Raw genomic sequence first — 15,414 nt, 5'->3', positions numbered from 1 at the left:
GCTTATTAAATACTTTTACATTGCAGCAATAATTTTAATTTCGACTTTATATTCAGGGTGCATTAATTGTGCTTGTACAGTACAACGCACAGGTGCGCTACCTTTGGCAACCCATGCATCCCACGCTTTATTCATACCTTCAAAATCGGCTTTATCAGCTAAAAAGATTGTCGCATCAAGAATTTTAGTTTTATCAGAACCTACACGTTGTAACAAAACGTCGATTGCCGCTAATGTGTCTGCTGTTTGTTCAATAATATCGCCTGATAAGTTTTCTGGCACTGCAGTGTAATAAATAGTGTCGTTATGAATAACGGCTTCAGACCAGCGATCTTCAGGGTCGATACGTTTAATTGTCATTATGAATTCTCCTTTGTATTAACGGCATAGGTGGTACTTTTGGTTATCCACTGGCATAATTTACGTCTTATTTTATAAAAAGAGTATGCCTGTGTCAGACGATTTTGCAGAAAACGGGATTTTAACCCGAACTATTCCAGGATTTCATCCCCGTGAAGCTCAACGACAAATGGCGAAATCGATAACGGAAACTATTGATAAGCAAGGTGTACTTATCGCTGAAGCGGGTACAGGTACTGGAAAAACGTATGCCTATCTTGTACCAGCATTGCGTTCGGGTAAAAAAACTATTATCTCAACGGGCTCTAAAGCCTTGCAAGATCAATTATATAGTCGAGATTTACCAACGATCATTGAAGCAATTAATTATGATGGTAATACGGCGTTATTAAAAGGGCGCTCTAACTACCTCTGTTTAGAACGACTTGATCAGCAAATGCTCAGTGGTGGTGATCTGGAAGCTGAAGTTTTGTCTGATGTTATGTATGTACGCCAATGGTCAACACAAACAGAAGATGGTGATGTTAGCCGTTGTCATAGTGTTGCTGAAGATAGCCGAGTTTGGCCTTTAGTCACCAGCACTAACGATAACTGCTTGGGAAGTGATTGCCCTCGTTATAAAGAGTGCTATGTTCTAAGCGCACGTAAAAAAGCAATGGATGCAGATGTCGTGGTGGTTAATCACCATTTATTTATGGCGGATACTGTTGTTAAAGATACTGGTTTTGGTGAGCTAATTCCGGAAGCTGAAATTATGATCTTTGATGAAGCCCATCAAATTCCAGATATTGCTAGCCACTATTTTGGACAACAACTTACCAGTAGACAGCTATTTGATCTCGCCAGAGATATGACGGTTGCTTATCGTACAGAAGTAAGAGATCAAGTTCAGTTACAAAAAAGTGCTGATAGATTAACGCAAATGGTGATGGATTTTCGCCTAGTGTTAGGTGAAACAGGCTATCGAGGAAATTTACGTGAGCTATTGCAAGGTGGCGAAACAAAACGTTTTCTTACATTACTGGATGATGCCTTAGAATTGAGTTATGACGTAATGAAACTCTCGTTAGGGCGAAGCCAATTACTTGATAGTGCTTTTGAACGTGCCACCGTTTATCGCAATCGTTTAAAACGCCTGATTGACACCACAATTCCGGGTTATAGTTACTGGTTTGAAAGTTATGGTCGCCATTTCTTATTAGCTATCACACCACTGTCTGTTGCAGATAAATTTCGCGAATTAATCAAATCACATAAAAGCAGTTGGGTATTTACCTCAGCAACACTTTCTGTAAATGAGCAGATGTCTTATTACACAGATAGATTAGGCTTAGAAAATGCGACAACACTGATTTTAAACAGCCCATTTGATTATCAACATCAAACATTACTCTGTGTACCGCGTTATTTACCACCATTAAATCAGCCTTATACAGCGAAACGTTTAGCCGCTATGCTAACGCCCGTTATTTTAAAGAACCAAGGCCGCTGTTTTTTCCTCTGTACCTCACATGCCATGATGCGTGGACTTGCTGAAGAGTTTAAAGCCAGTTTGCCATTACCTGTATTGATGCAAGGAGAAATGAGCAAAACGCAATTACTGCAAAAGTTTGTTTCATCAGGAAATGCGCTTTTAGTTGCGACCCAAAGTTTTTGGGAAGGCGTTGACGTGCGTGGCGATACGTTGTCTTGCGTGATTATTGATAAATTACCCTTTACAGCACCTGATGATCCTTTATTAAGAGCACGTATTGAAGATTGTGAATTGCGAGGCGGAGATGCTTTTAGAGACGTCCAAATTCCTGATGCTGTTATTAGTTTAAAGCAAGGTGTTGGGCGATTAATTCGTGATGTACACGATTATGGTGCAATTATAGTTTGTGATGATAGGTTAGTTTCTCGTGCTTATGGCGAAGTTTTTTTAAGTAGTTTGCCTCCATCACCTCGTACGCGTTCACTCGAAAAAACAATGAAATTTTTGAGCCAACGCGCACAGCAGAATGAAATACAAGAAATATCGGATTCATAATAGCGATCGCACAGAATGTGTGTTTATTCTGTTGAACACTATTATGATATTATTCTTCCTCTTTTAATTATCGAATTTGCCGGAGTTATGGCGTGTCACTGCGAATTTTAGCAATTGATACTGCAACAGAATCTTGTTCAGTTGCAGTTTGGAATGAAGGCGTTGTTGCTTCACGTTTTGAAATCTCACCTCGTGAACATACACAAAAGATTTTACCTATGGTGAAAAGCGCCTTAGAAGAAGCAAACATCACATTGCAATCATTGGATGTTCTTGCTTTTGGGCGAGGTCCCGGAAGTTTTACAGGTGTTCGCATCGGTGTAGGTGTTGCACAAGGTATCGCGTTAGGCGCAGAGTTGCCAATGATTGGTATTTCATCACTTGCCACAATGGCTGAAGGTGTCTTTAGAACAACGGGTATTAAACAAGTTCTTGTAGCAATAGATGCGCGTATGGGTGAAATTTATTGCGCTCAATATCAGCGTAATGATGCAGGTGTTTGGATGGGCGAAGACACAGAAGCGGTGATGAAACCTGAGCAATTTATTGAAGCATTACAGTCAACAACAGGAACATGGGCAATTGCAGGTACAGGCTGGCAAGCATATCCTGATTTAAAAGAGGCACTGCCTTTCACTGTTGTTGAAACTGAGATCACGCTTCCCGCTGCACAAGATATGTTACCTCTTGCTGTAACTGCTTGGCATGAAGGTAAAGCCACGAAAGTTGAAGATGCTGAGCCAGTTTATTTACGTAATGAAGTAACGTGGAAAAAATTGCCTGGTCGTGAATAGATTTAGAAGTATCTATTAGAAGCCGAAGAGTGAAGCTAAGCTATAATATTATTATAGAGTAACGTTAATATTGACTTGCAATGAGGTGGTTTATGAACAGACAATTAAACTACCGTTTGGTAAGCAAAGCGCTATTTCTATCTAGTGCTTTGTTTCTAGCGGGATGCGTCTCTATACCTGAATCAATAAAAGGTACATCAGCAACGCCAGTGACTAATTTAAATGGCGTTTTTGCTGCACCTGAACTTTATATTGGTCAAGAAGGGCGTTTTGGTGGACGTGTGATTGATGTTAAAAATCTTCAATCATCAACGCAGCTAGAAATTGCCGTTATGCCTCTTTCTCAATACGATGCTGCACCAGAATTGAAACAGCCTTCTGTTGGGCGTCTCTATGCTAATGTTATGCATTTCTTAGATCCCACTGATTATAAAAATCAATACGTAACTGTTGTTGGTACTATCAAAGGTGTTGAAACTGGCAAAGTTGGTGAGGCGAGTTATCCATTTTTACGTATTGATGTAACAGGTATGAAACGTTGGACACTGACACAGCAAGTCATTATGCCCGCACCTGTTATGACATGGGGATATTATGGCGATGGTCCATATTGGGGCTATCACCATGGATATGGCGGTTATGGTGGATATCCATATGGAACTGGTCAGGTCGTGCCCGTTTTAGAATAAAAAGTGGGTATTAGATCGCATGACGATATAATATTTTATCTCCATTTGTGTGAAACGGTGTATAATCAATATCTATAATATATTAGGTAACTATCTAATAGAGTTATTAAAGTTGAATAAAAATAAAAGAGAGGGCGGTTTTGACCGCCTTCTTTTTTGTTAATCTAAAAATAAAATATTTAGTGACACACTTCGCATCTTCACAACAGAAAATTGTTTGTGCTGGTAGGATGAGTTAATACTTTGTTAAAAATGAAACATAATATTAACCCAAGAAGTGCGATTAATCAGGAGTACTACTTTGGAAAAAGTCTGGCTTAAACGTTATCCGGCAGATGTTCCGGCTGAAATTGACCCGGACCGTTTCGCATCCCTTGCTGAGATGCTTGAAAACGCTGTCGCAAATTACGCAGATCAACCCGCCTTTATCAATATGGGCGAGGTCATGACTTATCGCAAACTTGAAGAGCGTAGCCGTGCTTTTGCAGCATATCTGCAAAATGGCTTAGGATTGAAGAAAGGTGATCGTGTCGCCTTAATGATGCCTAATTTACTGCAATATCCTATCGCGCTTTTCGGTATTCTTCGTGCAGGCATGGTTGTCGTAAACGTAAACCCACTTTACACACCAAGAGAACTTGAACATCAGTTAAATGACAGTGGTGCAAGTGCCATTGTAATAGTCTCCAACTTTGCGCATACACTCGAAAAAATCGTATTTAATACCAATATTAAACACGTTATTTTGACCCGAATGGGTGATCAACTCTCTCGTCCTAAAGCAACATTAGTCGATTTTGTTGTTAAATATATCAAACGATTAGTACCTAAATATAACTTGCCTGATGCAATTTCATTTCGTCGAGCAATGCATTTTGGCTATCGTATGCAATATATTAAACCTGAAATTACAGGTAAAGATTTAGCCTTTTTACAATACACGGGTGGCACAACAGGAATTGCTAAAGGCGCAATGTTAACGCATCGCAATATGTTGGCAAACCTTGAGCAAGCGAAAGCGGCTTATGTACCTGCACTAAATGTAGGTAAAGAGCTGGTGGTCACCGCATTACCGCTGTATCACGTTTTTGCTTTAACCGTTAACTGTCTACTCTTTATTGAAATTGGTGGTAAAAACTTACTTATCACTAACCCTCGCGATGTGAAAGGAACAATTAAAGAGTTAGGACGTTACCCTGTCACGGCAATCACAGGTGTAAATACTTTATTTAATGCTTGGTTGCAAAATCCAGAATTTCGTCAGCTCGACTTCTCGAAACTGAATCTCTCTGTTGGCGGCGGTATGCCTGTTCAAAGTAGTGTTGCTAAAGAGTGGGAAGAGTTAACTGGTAAACATCTGTTAGAAGGTTATGGTTTGACGGAATGTTCTCCTTTAGTCACTGGTAATCCTTATAATCTGAAAAAATACAGTGGCAGTATTGGATTACCAGTACCTTCAACAGACGTTAAGTTTATTGATGATGAAGGTAACGAAGTTGACCGCACGGTAGGTGGTGAGATGTGGGTTCGTGGCCCTCAGGTAATGAAAGGTTATTGGAATCGCCCTGATGCGACTGATGAAGTCCTACACGATGGCTGGGTTGCAACAGGTGATATTGCCACAATGGATGACGAAGGCTTTATTCGTATCATTGACCGCAAAAAAGATATGATCTTAGTTTCAGGTTTTAATGTATACCCTAATGAAGTCGAAGAAGTCGTTACGGCACATCCTAAAGTTTTGGAATCGGCGGCAATTGGTGTACCAAGCAAGAACTCAGGTGAAACAGTTAAAGTTTTCATTGTGAAAAAAGATCCATCATTAACGGAAGATGAGATAAAAACACACTGTCGTCGTTACCTAACAGGCTATAAAGTACCTAAAATTATTGAGTTTCGCGATGAATTACCAAAATCAAATGTTGGTAAAATTTTACGCAGAGAGTTAAGAAATGAAGAAAAAGAGTTGAAAACCTCAACTGAATCTTGATACAACACTCAATAACCTTTTTCAATTTCGCCGGTTTATACCGGCGTTTTTGTGATTACATAAAAAAGTCATTAGACATAAAAACAAGAGAAACCTGTTTTGAATTATCAATTGATTACGACAGACACTGCACTAGATACCGCCTGTAAAGCCGCTTCACAGGCTTCACAAATTGCTTTAGATACAGAGTTTGTCCGCATACGTACCTATTACCCTCATCTTGGTTTGATCCAGATGTATGACGGTAAACAGATCTCTCTTATTGATCCGTTAGCAATTAAGGATTGGGCTCCTTTCGTTGAGCTATTAACAAACCCGGGCATTTTGAAGTTTCTCCATGCTGGAAGTGAAGATCTCGAAGTCTTTTCTCACCAGTTTGGTTGTGTTCCAACACCAATGATTGACACTCAAGTGGTGGCTGCATTTTTAGGACATCCTATCTCTTGTGGTTTTGCAACATTAGTCGAGAAATATGAAAATGTTGCGTTAGATAAAAGTGAATCCCGAACAGATTGGTTAGCGCGTCCTCTAACTGAAAAACAGTGCCAATATGCCAGTGGTGATGTTTTCTACCTGTTGCCTTTAGCTGAAAAATTAATTAAAGAAGCTGAAGAAGCAGGCTATATGGATGCCATTGCAGATGAATGCAAAATGATTGCAGAACGTCGACAAGAAACGGTTGTACCAGAGCTTGCCTATCGTGATATTAGCAATGCATGGCAATTAAAAGACCAACAGTTAGCGTGCTTACAAATGCTTGCTCAGTGGCGCTTAAATCAAGCCAAAGCTCGAGATATGGCATTAAACTTCGTTGTAAGAGAAGAACACCTATGGTCTGTTGCTCGTTATCTTCCATCGTCATTAGCAGAACTCGATGCACTATCGCTTTCAGGTCAAGAAATTCGTTGTCATGGTCGTCGTTTATTAGATTTTGTTGTTAAAGCAAAAGAAGTTAAAGATGAAGATTGCCCAGAACCTATTGGTAATTTAATTGAACAACCAAACTACAAAAAAGCATTTAAAGCGATTAAAGCCGTTATTCAAGAAATCAGTGAAGATAAGCGCTATAACCCTGAATTGTTAGCATCAAGAAGACAGATTAATCAGTTATTAAGTATTCACTGGAAAATAAAAGAAGGGCAACCTGAATTAATTTCACGCTGGCGTAAAGCCTTATTAGAAGAAAAAGTGACAGAAATTCTGGCGCAATATCCATAGTCTTGTTAATTGTCTATTTTCCAACCTCTAACATCCAAAATAAAATGGGAACGTTAGTTTGATAAATAAACAAAATAAAGAATAACAATAGGAGTCTCTTTTGAGGCTCTTATTTTTTGCACACAAAAAACACCTAAAGAAGGTGAAGGCAGAAATAGACTAAATAGATTATTGGTAAATATAAATGTTATGACGAAATAACGGGTCTCCTGTGACTTATCACCAATGATTAAAATAGCAACGAGATATAGCGCTATTTGCGCATTCAGGTGTATTCAATATGTATATAATTAAACACAGAGCCAATCAAATTAATTATAGTTCATGGCTGGCTCTGTGAATAATGACTTAGATAAAGCGTAAAATATGATTTACTTTGTAGGCTCTTCACTCTCAGGTAAAGTCACATTTAGCTCTAAAACAGAGATATCATCGCCTTTTTGTTCAAATTGAACAGAAAGCATCTCTGGATCAATCTGTACATATTTACAGATGACACCTAATAAATCTCTTTTCATATCAGGTAAATAAGCTGGCTCGCTATCACCACGGCGACGTTCTGCTACGATAATTTGCAGACGCTCCTTGGCAATATTAGCTGTCGACTTTTTACGCGACAGGAAAAAATCTAGTAAAGCCATCTTTTACCCCCCAAAAAGGCGTTTCAGAAAGCCTTTTTTCTCTTCTTCAATAAAACGGAATGGATGTTCTTCACCTAACAAACGATTTACTGTATCTGAATAGGCTTTACCTGCATCAGATTCGCCATCTAAAATAACAGGTTCACCTTGGTTAGATGAACGTAAAACAGATTGATCTTCTGGAATAACACCCAATAGTGGAATGCATAGAATTTCAAGAACATCTTCCATACTTAACATGTCACCACGGTTAACGCGGCCCGGATTATAACGAGTTAATAGCAGATGTTCTTTAATTGGATCTTCACCACGTTCAGCACGACGTGATTTAGAGGCAAGAATGCCTAAAATACGGTCGGAGTCACGTACAGATGATACTTCAGGGTTTGTTGTGATAATAGCTTCATCTGCGAAATAAAGGGCCATTAATGCGCCACTTTCAATACCCGCAGGAGAGTCACAAATAATAAAGTCAAAACCCATTTCATCGAGTTCATCTAATACTTGTTCTACACCATCACGGGTGAGAGCGTCTTTATCTCTTGTTTGTGATGCAGGGAGAATAAACAAATTTTCTGTACGCTTATCTTTAATCAATGCTTGATTTAAAGATGCATCGCCCTGAATAACATTAACAAAATCATAAACAACCCTACGTTCACAACCCATGATAAGGTCTAAATTACGTAACCCAATATCAAAGTCGATAACAACCGTCTTATGACCTTTTTGAGCGAGGCCGGTAGAAATGGCCGCGCTGGAAGTTGTTTTACCAACCCCACCTTTACCTGACGTAACAACAATAATGCGTGCCATGGAGTGATTCCTTGTCGATGCTCTAAATTAAGTTCTCGATTGTTAATTCATTCTCTTGCAGACTCAGTTGTACTGACTTACCAACAAAGTCCGTAGGAATTTGGTCGCTTAGCCAATATTGACCAGCAATAGAAACAAGTTCAGCAGACAGATGTGTACAAAAAATATGGCTCTCTTTATCACCCGATGCGCCTGCAAGTACGCGTCCACGCAATACACCGTAGACGTGAACATTGCCATCAGCAATTAATTCAGCACCTGCACTCACATTACTAATAACAACTAAATCGCTATTTTGTGCATAAATTCGCTGACCTGAACGAACAGGAGCATGGATGATTTTTGTTTTTTGACGAACAACTGCCGGAGCTTCATTCGTTTTATCGTTATTTGCCTGATTGCTTGGCTTAACTATTTTACCTTCATTTAAGATAGGTAACTGTGCGGCAATTATCGCTTCTTTCTGTTGAGCGTCTGAACTACCACTAATTCCCACGACTCGTAAGCCAGCATCTTCTACAATTCGCCTCAGTTTTTTAAAATCAATATTCTCATCTGCTAAAGCAGAGACATTGATAACCACAGGTGCGTTTTTCAGAAATTGAGGCGCTTGTGCAATTTTTTCTGAAATCGCCTGACGAATAACTTTCGGTGTTCCATCGTTTAAATGGAGTACTGAAAGGGTAAAATTACTGCCTTTTAACTCAATGGGCGTGTTTGACATCTATCTGACTCAGTAAATTTTTTATAATCTGGCACAAAAAACCAGAGACGATATTACGAAAGTATATAAGCATGTTATATTTACTAAAATATTCAGGCAAGTCGCTTATTTTAATAATTAGAGTTTAATGAAAATGATTTGTGCAATTTACCGTAGTACCAAACGTGATCAAACTTATTTATACATCGAAAAAAAGGATGATTTCTCTCGAATTCCGGACGAATTATTACAAAGTTTTGGCGAACCACAATTTTCAATGTTGCTTAATCTCGCGGATAGACAGCGTTTAGCGCATGCTGACATTGAAAAAGTCAAAAAAGCATTAGTTGAGCAGGGTTTTTACTTACAAGTTCCACCACCTGTCGAAAGTATGTTAAATGCTTATTTAGATGAATTAAAAAAATCAGAAAAAACTGAATAAATCATCGAGATAAAAGGAGCATAAATGTTCAAATATTCATTCATCGCTGTGATTGTTTCCGGTTTAATGTTATCTGCGTGTACTAATAGCCAACAAAAATTGGCTGAAAGACAAATTACTGCACCAGAGGCAACGGCAGTTGAAACACAAAAAACGCCTCGATGGAAACAAGTGGATGTTGCATCGTTAGAACAAGCATTTCCTAAAGAAACTCGAACTTCTGCACAATTTCCTGCTTATGTTGAAGCATTGAAATTGAAAGCCGCTCAATTGGGATATAAACAAGAAACAATAGATTTTGCTTTTTCAGAAGCACATTTTATTGAACGAGTGATTAAATCAGACCGTAATCAACCGGAAAAGAAAATCACACTCGATGTTTATTTACCACGCATTGTTACCAACGGCCGTTTAAACCAAGGGGCTAAGCTCTATCAAGAGAATCAAGATACTCTAGAACAAATCAGCAAAAAATATGGTGTGCCTGCAAACTATATTGTTGCGTTATGGGGACTTGAGAGTGGCTTTGGTAAGGTGCAAGGCAAAGAAGATGTTGTCTCTGCACTTGCAACGCTTGCATTTGAAGGCCGTCGAGAAGAACTTTTTGCTCGTCAATTAATGGCAGCATTAGAGATTGTTGAGGAAGGACATGTTCCTCAAGGACAGCGCCTCAAAGGCTCCTGGGCGGGCGCAATGGGACAAACTCAGTTTATGCCATCTTCTTTCCTAACTTATGCCGCAGATGGCAATGGTGACGGAAAAATTGATATTTGGAACACTCAAGAAGACGCATTTGCTTCGGCTGCTAACTATTTAGCGACGGAAGGCTGGAAAAGTGGACTTCCTTGGGGAGAACAGGTTACTTTATCGGTAGATTTTAACCAGCAGCTTGAAGGTATTAAGACCGAACAGAAAAAAACGGTCGCTCAATGGAAAGCATTGGGTGTTCAATTACCAGCAAATAGTCAATTGAACGATACTATGCCTGTATGGTTAATTATTCCTGATGATGATTTGCACAGAAGCTATTTAGTGACACAGAACTTCCGTACGATTATGCATTGGAACAGCTCTTACTTTTTTGCCCTTAGCATTGTCACAATGGCTGATGGCGTTGCTAATAAAATAAATTCACTGCCTAACGCGAGCTAATCGCGTTTTTACAGTGAAATAAAACACAGCAATTTACCTAAAAGGAACACATTATGTATCAACATCGTGATTGGGAAGGTGCGTTACTTGATTTTCCTGTCAATAAAGTGATTTGCGTTGGTAGTAACTATGCAAATCACATTAAAGAGATGGGATCCGTTCGCTCAGAAGAGCCTGTGATTTTTATCAAACCAGAAACAGCTATGTGTGATATTCGCCAACCTATTGCTATCCCAAAAGATATGGGTGCGGTTCACCACGAAATTGAATTAGCAGTACTTATTGGTCAGCCACTTAAACAAGCTAATGAAGATAGAGTTGATCGTGCAATTGCGGGTTTCGGTATTGGTCTTGATCTCACATTGCGTGATTTACAAGGTAAATTGAAAAAAGCAGGGCAGCCGTGGGAAAAAAGTAAAGCGTTTGATGGCTCTGCACCATTGTCTGGCTTTATCCCTGTCAATTCATTTGGCGACCCGCAAAACGCAGATTTAATGTTACGTGTTAATGACGAGATTCGTCAGCAGGGTAACAGTCGTGATATGCTAACCCCTGTTTTACCCCTTATCAGCTATATGTCTCGCTTTTTTACCCTACGTCCTGGTGATGTGATTTTAACGGGAACACCTGAAGGTGTTGGCCCTCTAGAATCAGGCGATATGTTGGTATTAAGTGTTAATGAACATCAGCTGACAACGCGGGTTATTTAATTCGTATTAGATGAGTAATAAGGTAATAACGTAGAGATGACACAGGCTTTTTGGCAGACTAAAACATTGGATGAAATGAGTGATGATGAGTGGGAATCGCTCTGTGACGGGTGTGGGCAGTGTTGTTTACACAAGTTAATGGATGATGATACTGACGAGATATATTTTACCAATGTCGCTTGTAATCAGCTAAATATTAAAACCTGCCAATGCAGTAATTACGAAGATCGTTTCCGTTATGAGCCAGATTGTATCAAGCTTACACGGTATAATTTACCGACTTTTGAGTGGTTACCAATGACATGTGCGTATCGTCTGTTAGCAGAAGGCAAAACGTTACAAAGCTGGCATCCGCTTATTGCAGGTAATAAAGCAAAAATGCACCAAGGTAATATTTCTGTAAGATATATTGCAGTGCCAGAAACTGAAGTTGAAGATTGGGAAGATCATATTCTTAATCGTCCGAAAGGACGTGGTTAATTTCTTATTTTCATTAAAAAGCTCCTTTATAGGAGCTTTTTGTTAAGGAATGTAAGTAATGACAATAGATATTGCAGGGCTAATTGCTCAATTAGGGAAAAAATATCAAGATGTTTACGATCAAAATTTAATTCCTTATAAGTCCAAACCTAAAAGTGGCAGTTTAGCGATGAGAAAAGAATCTCTTCACTTATATTTTGAGCCGTATGGTGTCGGTTTAAGTGAAATCACGCTGACGCTATTTGATGAAAAAACAAAGCAATTTCATTTCCCTCATGCACTTCCTTTCGGGTTACAGCCATTAATGACACAAGAGTGGTTACATGCTCATTATGGAAAACCGATCCGTTTTTCTAAAAAGAAAATTGTGATGTCACTTCATTTAGGTGAAGCGGAAGTCTTTGAATTACCCAATAATAATCAGGTTATTTTTATTGCCAGATATCCCTACGTTGGTGAGAATGTGGTGACTTCGCTTACCTTTGAATTACGCGAAAGTTTAGAAAAACGATGGGATGTTAACTACATAGCTTGATATTGCGTCAGTAACAAAAAATTCCCCTTTCGAGATTAATAAGAGAATAAATCATTCACCAAATAATCTTTTAAGAAAATCTATTGACGAAATGGGAAATATAGTTCACTATTATTCTCATGGTGGGGAATTTGAATTTCACCAACCCAATGAATAAATGCCTCGCTTATGCGGGGCTTTTTGCATTCTAGGGTTGTGAAAACCTCCATCATATTTCGTAGCAAAATTCTGAGTCATATTCAGTGATTGAAATGTACATCATTATTAAAATGATGCATTTTTCTTCGCCGTTTATTACCTGAATTTACTGAAAGAGAAGATTGGATTTTCTCTTATTTAAACATCAAAACTCGCTTCGGCGAGTTTTTTTGTTTCTTCATTTTATAAAAAGGAATTTTATATGAAACGTATTACCCCAATTGTTTTATCACTGCTTATGGTTTCAACCAGTTATGCTAATTCAGAGATGACGGTAGCACCTGAACTTGAAACGCAATCATCTGCTGTTGCTCGTGATACTTCAATGCGTGCAATGAATGATGAAAACTGTGGTATTGGCTGTCCATTAGGTGGCAGTGAAACTACTATTCAACGTGATGTTTATACATTAAATAATAATAGCGAAACCAAGTTTGCAGACTGGGTTGCTTATTTAGTGACTAAAGACAGTATCGGTAGTGGTAAAGCACGTAACTGGAAAAAAGATCCGGCTTTAGGTAATGATGAAACCTTATCGCCAGCGGATTACAAAAATGCTAATGCCACATTAAAAGTTGACCGTGGTCATCAGGCTCCTTTAGCTTCATTGGCTGCGTTACCGGGTTGGAATGCGCTTAACTATCTTTCTAATATTACACCGCAAAAAGCAGACTTAAACCAAGGTGCTTGGGTACGATTAGAAGATCAAGAGCGTAATTTGGCAAAAGAAGGCCACAAAGTCTTTACTGTTACAGGGCCTATCTACGAAAGAGATATGGGTAAATTGCCAAGTACAGATAAAGATCACACAATTCCAAGTGCATATTTTAAAGTGGTTTTTCTAAATGATTCACCAGAAAGCTCCTCTTATGCAGCGTTTATTATGGATCAACAAACACCGAAAAAAGCAAATTTCTGTGAATTCCAAGTAACGGCGGCAGAAGTGGAAGCTCGTACTGGTTTAACACTTTGGAGTCAGTTACCTGAAGGTGCTCAAGGTGTGAAATCTCAAGCCGGTGAGCTAGTTAAAAAAATGGGATGTACGGTATTAAAATAAGCTTTTAAACCGACTTCTCAGTAAGTAATAAAAAAGGTCACTTTATTAAGTGACCTTTTTCAATATCGCTAAATAGTTATATTTAGCGGTTTTCAAAATTAATAAGCTGGTGGCGCTGATTAAAAAATTTCTTATAGGTTAAATAGCAAGCAATAATGGTTGAAATACTGGCTGTTGCCATCAACATAAAAGTCACCATAATTTGATATTTAACGGCTTGTAATGGATCAACTCCGGCAAAAATAAGCCCTGACATCATACCCGGCAAACTCACAATACCGACCGTCTTTGCTGCATCAACCGTTGGGATTAATGAAGATTTAATGCTATCTCGAATAATACTCATTGAGGCTAACTTTGGTGTCGCACCAAGACTTAACATCTCTTGCAATTGCTGTTGTTGATTTTGAAAACGTTGACCTAAATTATTATAACAAAGCCCCGTTGCTATCATTGCATTACCCGCAATCATCCCCGTAATAGGAATAATTTGAATGGGTGTAAAAGCAATGGAACTGGTGAGCAATAAAATAGTTAAAGTTAATAATGCCCCAGTCGTAATAGCGGTAAAAGAGATCAGAAAGATATCTTTAACATATTTACTCCGCTTTTTAGCATTATGGGCGGCGTTATAGCAGATAAATAACACCATTAAGAAAGTAAGAATAAAATGGTCAACATGGAAAATATAGGTCAAGACATAGCCAACAATTAATAGTTGAACAATGGCTCTTGCTGTACTCCAAATAATATCTTTTTCTAAAGCTAGTTTTTCTTTACGGCTAATAAAAATAGCCACGAGAACTAATAAAAGCGAGAAAATCAGAGATTCATTGCTTATCGTATGTTCGTTCATAATATTATGTTCGCTCATAACAAAAGGGTGACTGATAAAAAAATAAAAAATCAGGCATCATTGTGAGAAGGTAATAAGATCACATCATCAGCATGTTTTATTTCATTTTGATCGTGAGTGACCCATAACACAGCGAGATTTTGCTCTTTAACATAGTGGTGAATAACATCATTCACTTTTGTTTTATTATCTTCATCTAATGCACTAGTTATCTCATCAAGTAATAAGATTTTTGGCATAAATTGCAGATTTCTTATCAGTGAAATACGTTGCTTTTCGCCTCCCGAAAGCTCATTAATTCCCTTTTTCATAATGGATGCTGGTAAACAAAAATAATCCAAATCCTGTGCTAGTTTCTTATCATCCACAGAGCGTTTTCGTAAGAAATAAGGAAATTTAAGGTTATCGTAAACCGTCTCACCAAATAACATCGGTGTTTGAGTACAATAAGAAACTTGTTGGCGATATTCTTCGGGTGAAAACGTTAAATAGTCTTTATTTTCAAAGAAAATTGAACCACTGGTAGGTGATAGTAGAGAAGCGACAATCTTGAGTAAGGTGCTTTTACCACAGCCTGAAGGGCCAGTGATAAGTTTAAATTCAGAAGGTTGAAGTTCAAAATTGATGTTATCGAGGATAGTTTTGTTATCGACTCGATAACCTATTTTATCAAGACGTAAAAGTGCAGTCGTGCTTTCCATTCTTATCCCAAACTTAAAAGAGAGAATAATTATCATTATACAG

Annotated in this window: 17 protein-coding genes; 11 read left to right on the top strand and 6 right to left on the bottom strand. The window is 38.4% G+C overall.

Going from position 1 to position 15,414, the window contains the following annotated elements; translation table 11 throughout:
* Positions 1 to 15: 15 nt before the first annotated feature.
* Positions 16 to 360 (bottom strand): RidA family protein, encoded by a 345-nt coding sequence (locus D7029_RS09890; RefSeq protein ID WP_098942664.1) that lies wholly within the window; start codon positions 358 to 360, stop codon positions 16 to 18.
* A gap of 85 nt (positions 361 to 445) precedes the next feature.
* On the opposite strand from D7029_RS09890, the gene D7029_RS09885 reads away from it, so the two are divergent.
* The 5 genes from D7029_RS09885 to rnd all read left to right on the top strand — a co-directional run bounded on the left by D7029_RS09885 (position 446) and on the right by rnd (position 7,080).
* A complete protein-coding gene (locus D7029_RS09885) occupies positions 446 to 2,389 on the top strand; it encodes an ATP-dependent DNA helicase (RefSeq protein WP_194950573.1) in 1,944 nt (647 codons plus the stop codon).
* A 92-nt stretch (positions 2,390 to 2,481) separates the two neighbouring features.
* The gene (gene tsaB / locus D7029_RS09880; RefSeq protein WP_194950572.1) at positions 2,482 to 3,183 is read left to right on the top strand and encodes a tRNA (adenosine(37)-N6)-threonylcarbamoyltransferase complex dimerization subunit type 1 TsaB; all 702 of its coding nucleotides are present in this window, start codon (positions 2,482 to 2,484) and stop codon (positions 3,181 to 3,183) included.
* Positions 3,184 to 3,275: 92 nt separating this feature from the next.
* Positions 3,276 to 3,872 carry a Slp family lipoprotein gene (locus tag D7029_RS09875; protein WP_194950571.1) on the top strand — a complete coding sequence of 199 codons (597 nt, stop codon included), beginning with the start codon at positions 3,276 to 3,278 and terminating at the stop codon, positions 3,870 to 3,872.
* A 301-nt stretch (positions 3,873 to 4,173) separates the two neighbouring features.
* Positions 4,174 to 5,862 carry a long-chain-fatty-acid--CoA ligase FadD gene (gene fadD / locus D7029_RS09870; protein ID WP_088495469.1) on the top strand — a complete coding sequence of 563 codons (1,689 nt, stop codon included), beginning with the start codon at positions 4,174 to 4,176 and terminating at the stop codon, positions 5,860 to 5,862.
* Positions 5,863 to 5,961: 99 nt separating this feature from the next.
* Entirely contained in the window at positions 5,962 to 7,080 is a 1,119-nt protein-coding gene (gene rnd, locus D7029_RS09865; RefSeq protein ID WP_194950570.1) for a ribonuclease D, read from the top strand.
* A gap of 371 nt (positions 7,081 to 7,451) precedes the next feature.
* Here rnd and minE read toward each other — a convergent pair whose 3' ends face one another.
* Genes minE through minC form a run of 3 tightly spaced genes read right to left on the bottom strand, consistent with a single transcriptional unit; the run spans position 7,452 to position 9,261 of the window.
* Positions 7,452 to 7,721 (bottom strand): cell division topological specificity factor MinE, encoded by a 270-nt coding sequence (gene minE, locus D7029_RS09860; RefSeq protein WP_023582089.1) that lies wholly within the window; start codon positions 7,719 to 7,721, stop codon positions 7,452 to 7,454.
* A 3-nt stretch (positions 7,722 to 7,724) separates the two neighbouring features.
* On the bottom strand, positions 7,725 to 8,537 hold the full coding sequence (minD, locus tag D7029_RS09855; RefSeq protein ID WP_023582090.1) for a septum site-determining protein MinD: 813 nt from the start codon (positions 8,535 to 8,537) through the stop codon (positions 7,725 to 7,727).
* A 22-nt stretch (positions 8,538 to 8,559) separates the two neighbouring features.
* Complete coding sequence (gene minC / locus D7029_RS09850; protein WP_194950569.1) at positions 8,560 to 9,261, bottom strand: septum site-determining protein MinC; 702 nt, start codon at positions 9,259 to 9,261, stop codon at positions 8,560 to 8,562.
* A gap of 133 nt (positions 9,262 to 9,394) precedes the next feature.
* Between minC and D7029_RS09845 the strand changes: the two genes are divergently transcribed.
* From D7029_RS09845 to D7029_RS09820, 6 genes are all read left to right on the top strand, one after another.
* Complete coding sequence (locus D7029_RS09845) at positions 9,395 to 9,682, top strand: YcgL domain-containing protein (protein WP_069369136.1); 288 nt, start codon at positions 9,395 to 9,397, stop codon at positions 9,680 to 9,682.
* A gap of 24 nt (positions 9,683 to 9,706) precedes the next feature.
* The gene (locus D7029_RS09840) at positions 9,707 to 10,834 is read left to right on the top strand and encodes a lytic murein transglycosylase (protein ID WP_194950568.1); all 1,128 of its coding nucleotides are present in this window, start codon (positions 9,707 to 9,709) and stop codon (positions 10,832 to 10,834) included.
* Between the two features lie 53 nt (positions 10,835 to 10,887).
* Complete coding sequence (locus tag D7029_RS09835; RefSeq protein ID WP_075671101.1) at positions 10,888 to 11,544, top strand: fumarylacetoacetate hydrolase family protein; 657 nt, start codon at positions 10,888 to 10,890, stop codon at positions 11,542 to 11,544.
* Between the two features lie 36 nt (positions 11,545 to 11,580).
* Positions 11,581 to 12,024: a YcgN family cysteine cluster protein gene (locus D7029_RS09830; RefSeq protein WP_088495473.1), complete on the top strand. Its 444-nt coding sequence runs from the start codon at positions 11,581 to 11,583 to the stop codon at positions 12,022 to 12,024.
* Positions 12,025 to 12,082: 58 nt separating this feature from the next.
* Positions 12,083 to 12,559: a DUF6392 family protein gene (locus D7029_RS09825; RefSeq protein ID WP_194950567.1), complete on the top strand. Its 477-nt coding sequence runs from the start codon at positions 12,083 to 12,085 to the stop codon at positions 12,557 to 12,559.
* Between the two features lie 523 nt (positions 12,560 to 13,082).
* A complete protein-coding gene (locus tag D7029_RS09820) occupies positions 13,083 to 13,814 on the top strand; it encodes a DNA/RNA non-specific endonuclease (RefSeq protein WP_228766782.1) in 732 nt (243 codons plus the stop codon).
* A gap of 82 nt (positions 13,815 to 13,896) precedes the next feature.
* Here D7029_RS09820 and fetB read toward each other — a convergent pair whose 3' ends face one another.
* Together fetB and fetA are read right to left on the bottom strand one after the other, a co-directional pair.
* Complete coding sequence (gene fetB, locus D7029_RS09815) at positions 13,897 to 14,670, bottom strand: iron efflux ABC transporter permease subunit FetB (protein WP_088496032.1); 774 nt, start codon at positions 14,668 to 14,670, stop codon at positions 13,897 to 13,899.
* Between the two features lie 50 nt (positions 14,671 to 14,720).
* Positions 14,721 to 15,371, bottom strand: a complete 651-nt coding sequence (gene fetA, locus D7029_RS09810) for an iron efflux ABC transporter ATP-binding subunit FetA (protein ID WP_194950565.1) — start codon at positions 15,369 to 15,371, stop codon at positions 14,721 to 14,723.
* Positions 15,372 to 15,414: the final 43 nt, after the last annotated feature.

It is taken from the genome of Proteus vulgaris, from assembly GCF_016647575.1.
Classification (GTDB): Bacteria; Pseudomonadota; Gammaproteobacteria; order Enterobacterales; family Enterobacteriaceae; genus Proteus; species Proteus mirabilis_B.
The sequence above is the reverse complement of the archived record's forward strand: the minus strand, read 5'-3'. Positions and strand labels throughout refer to the sequence as shown.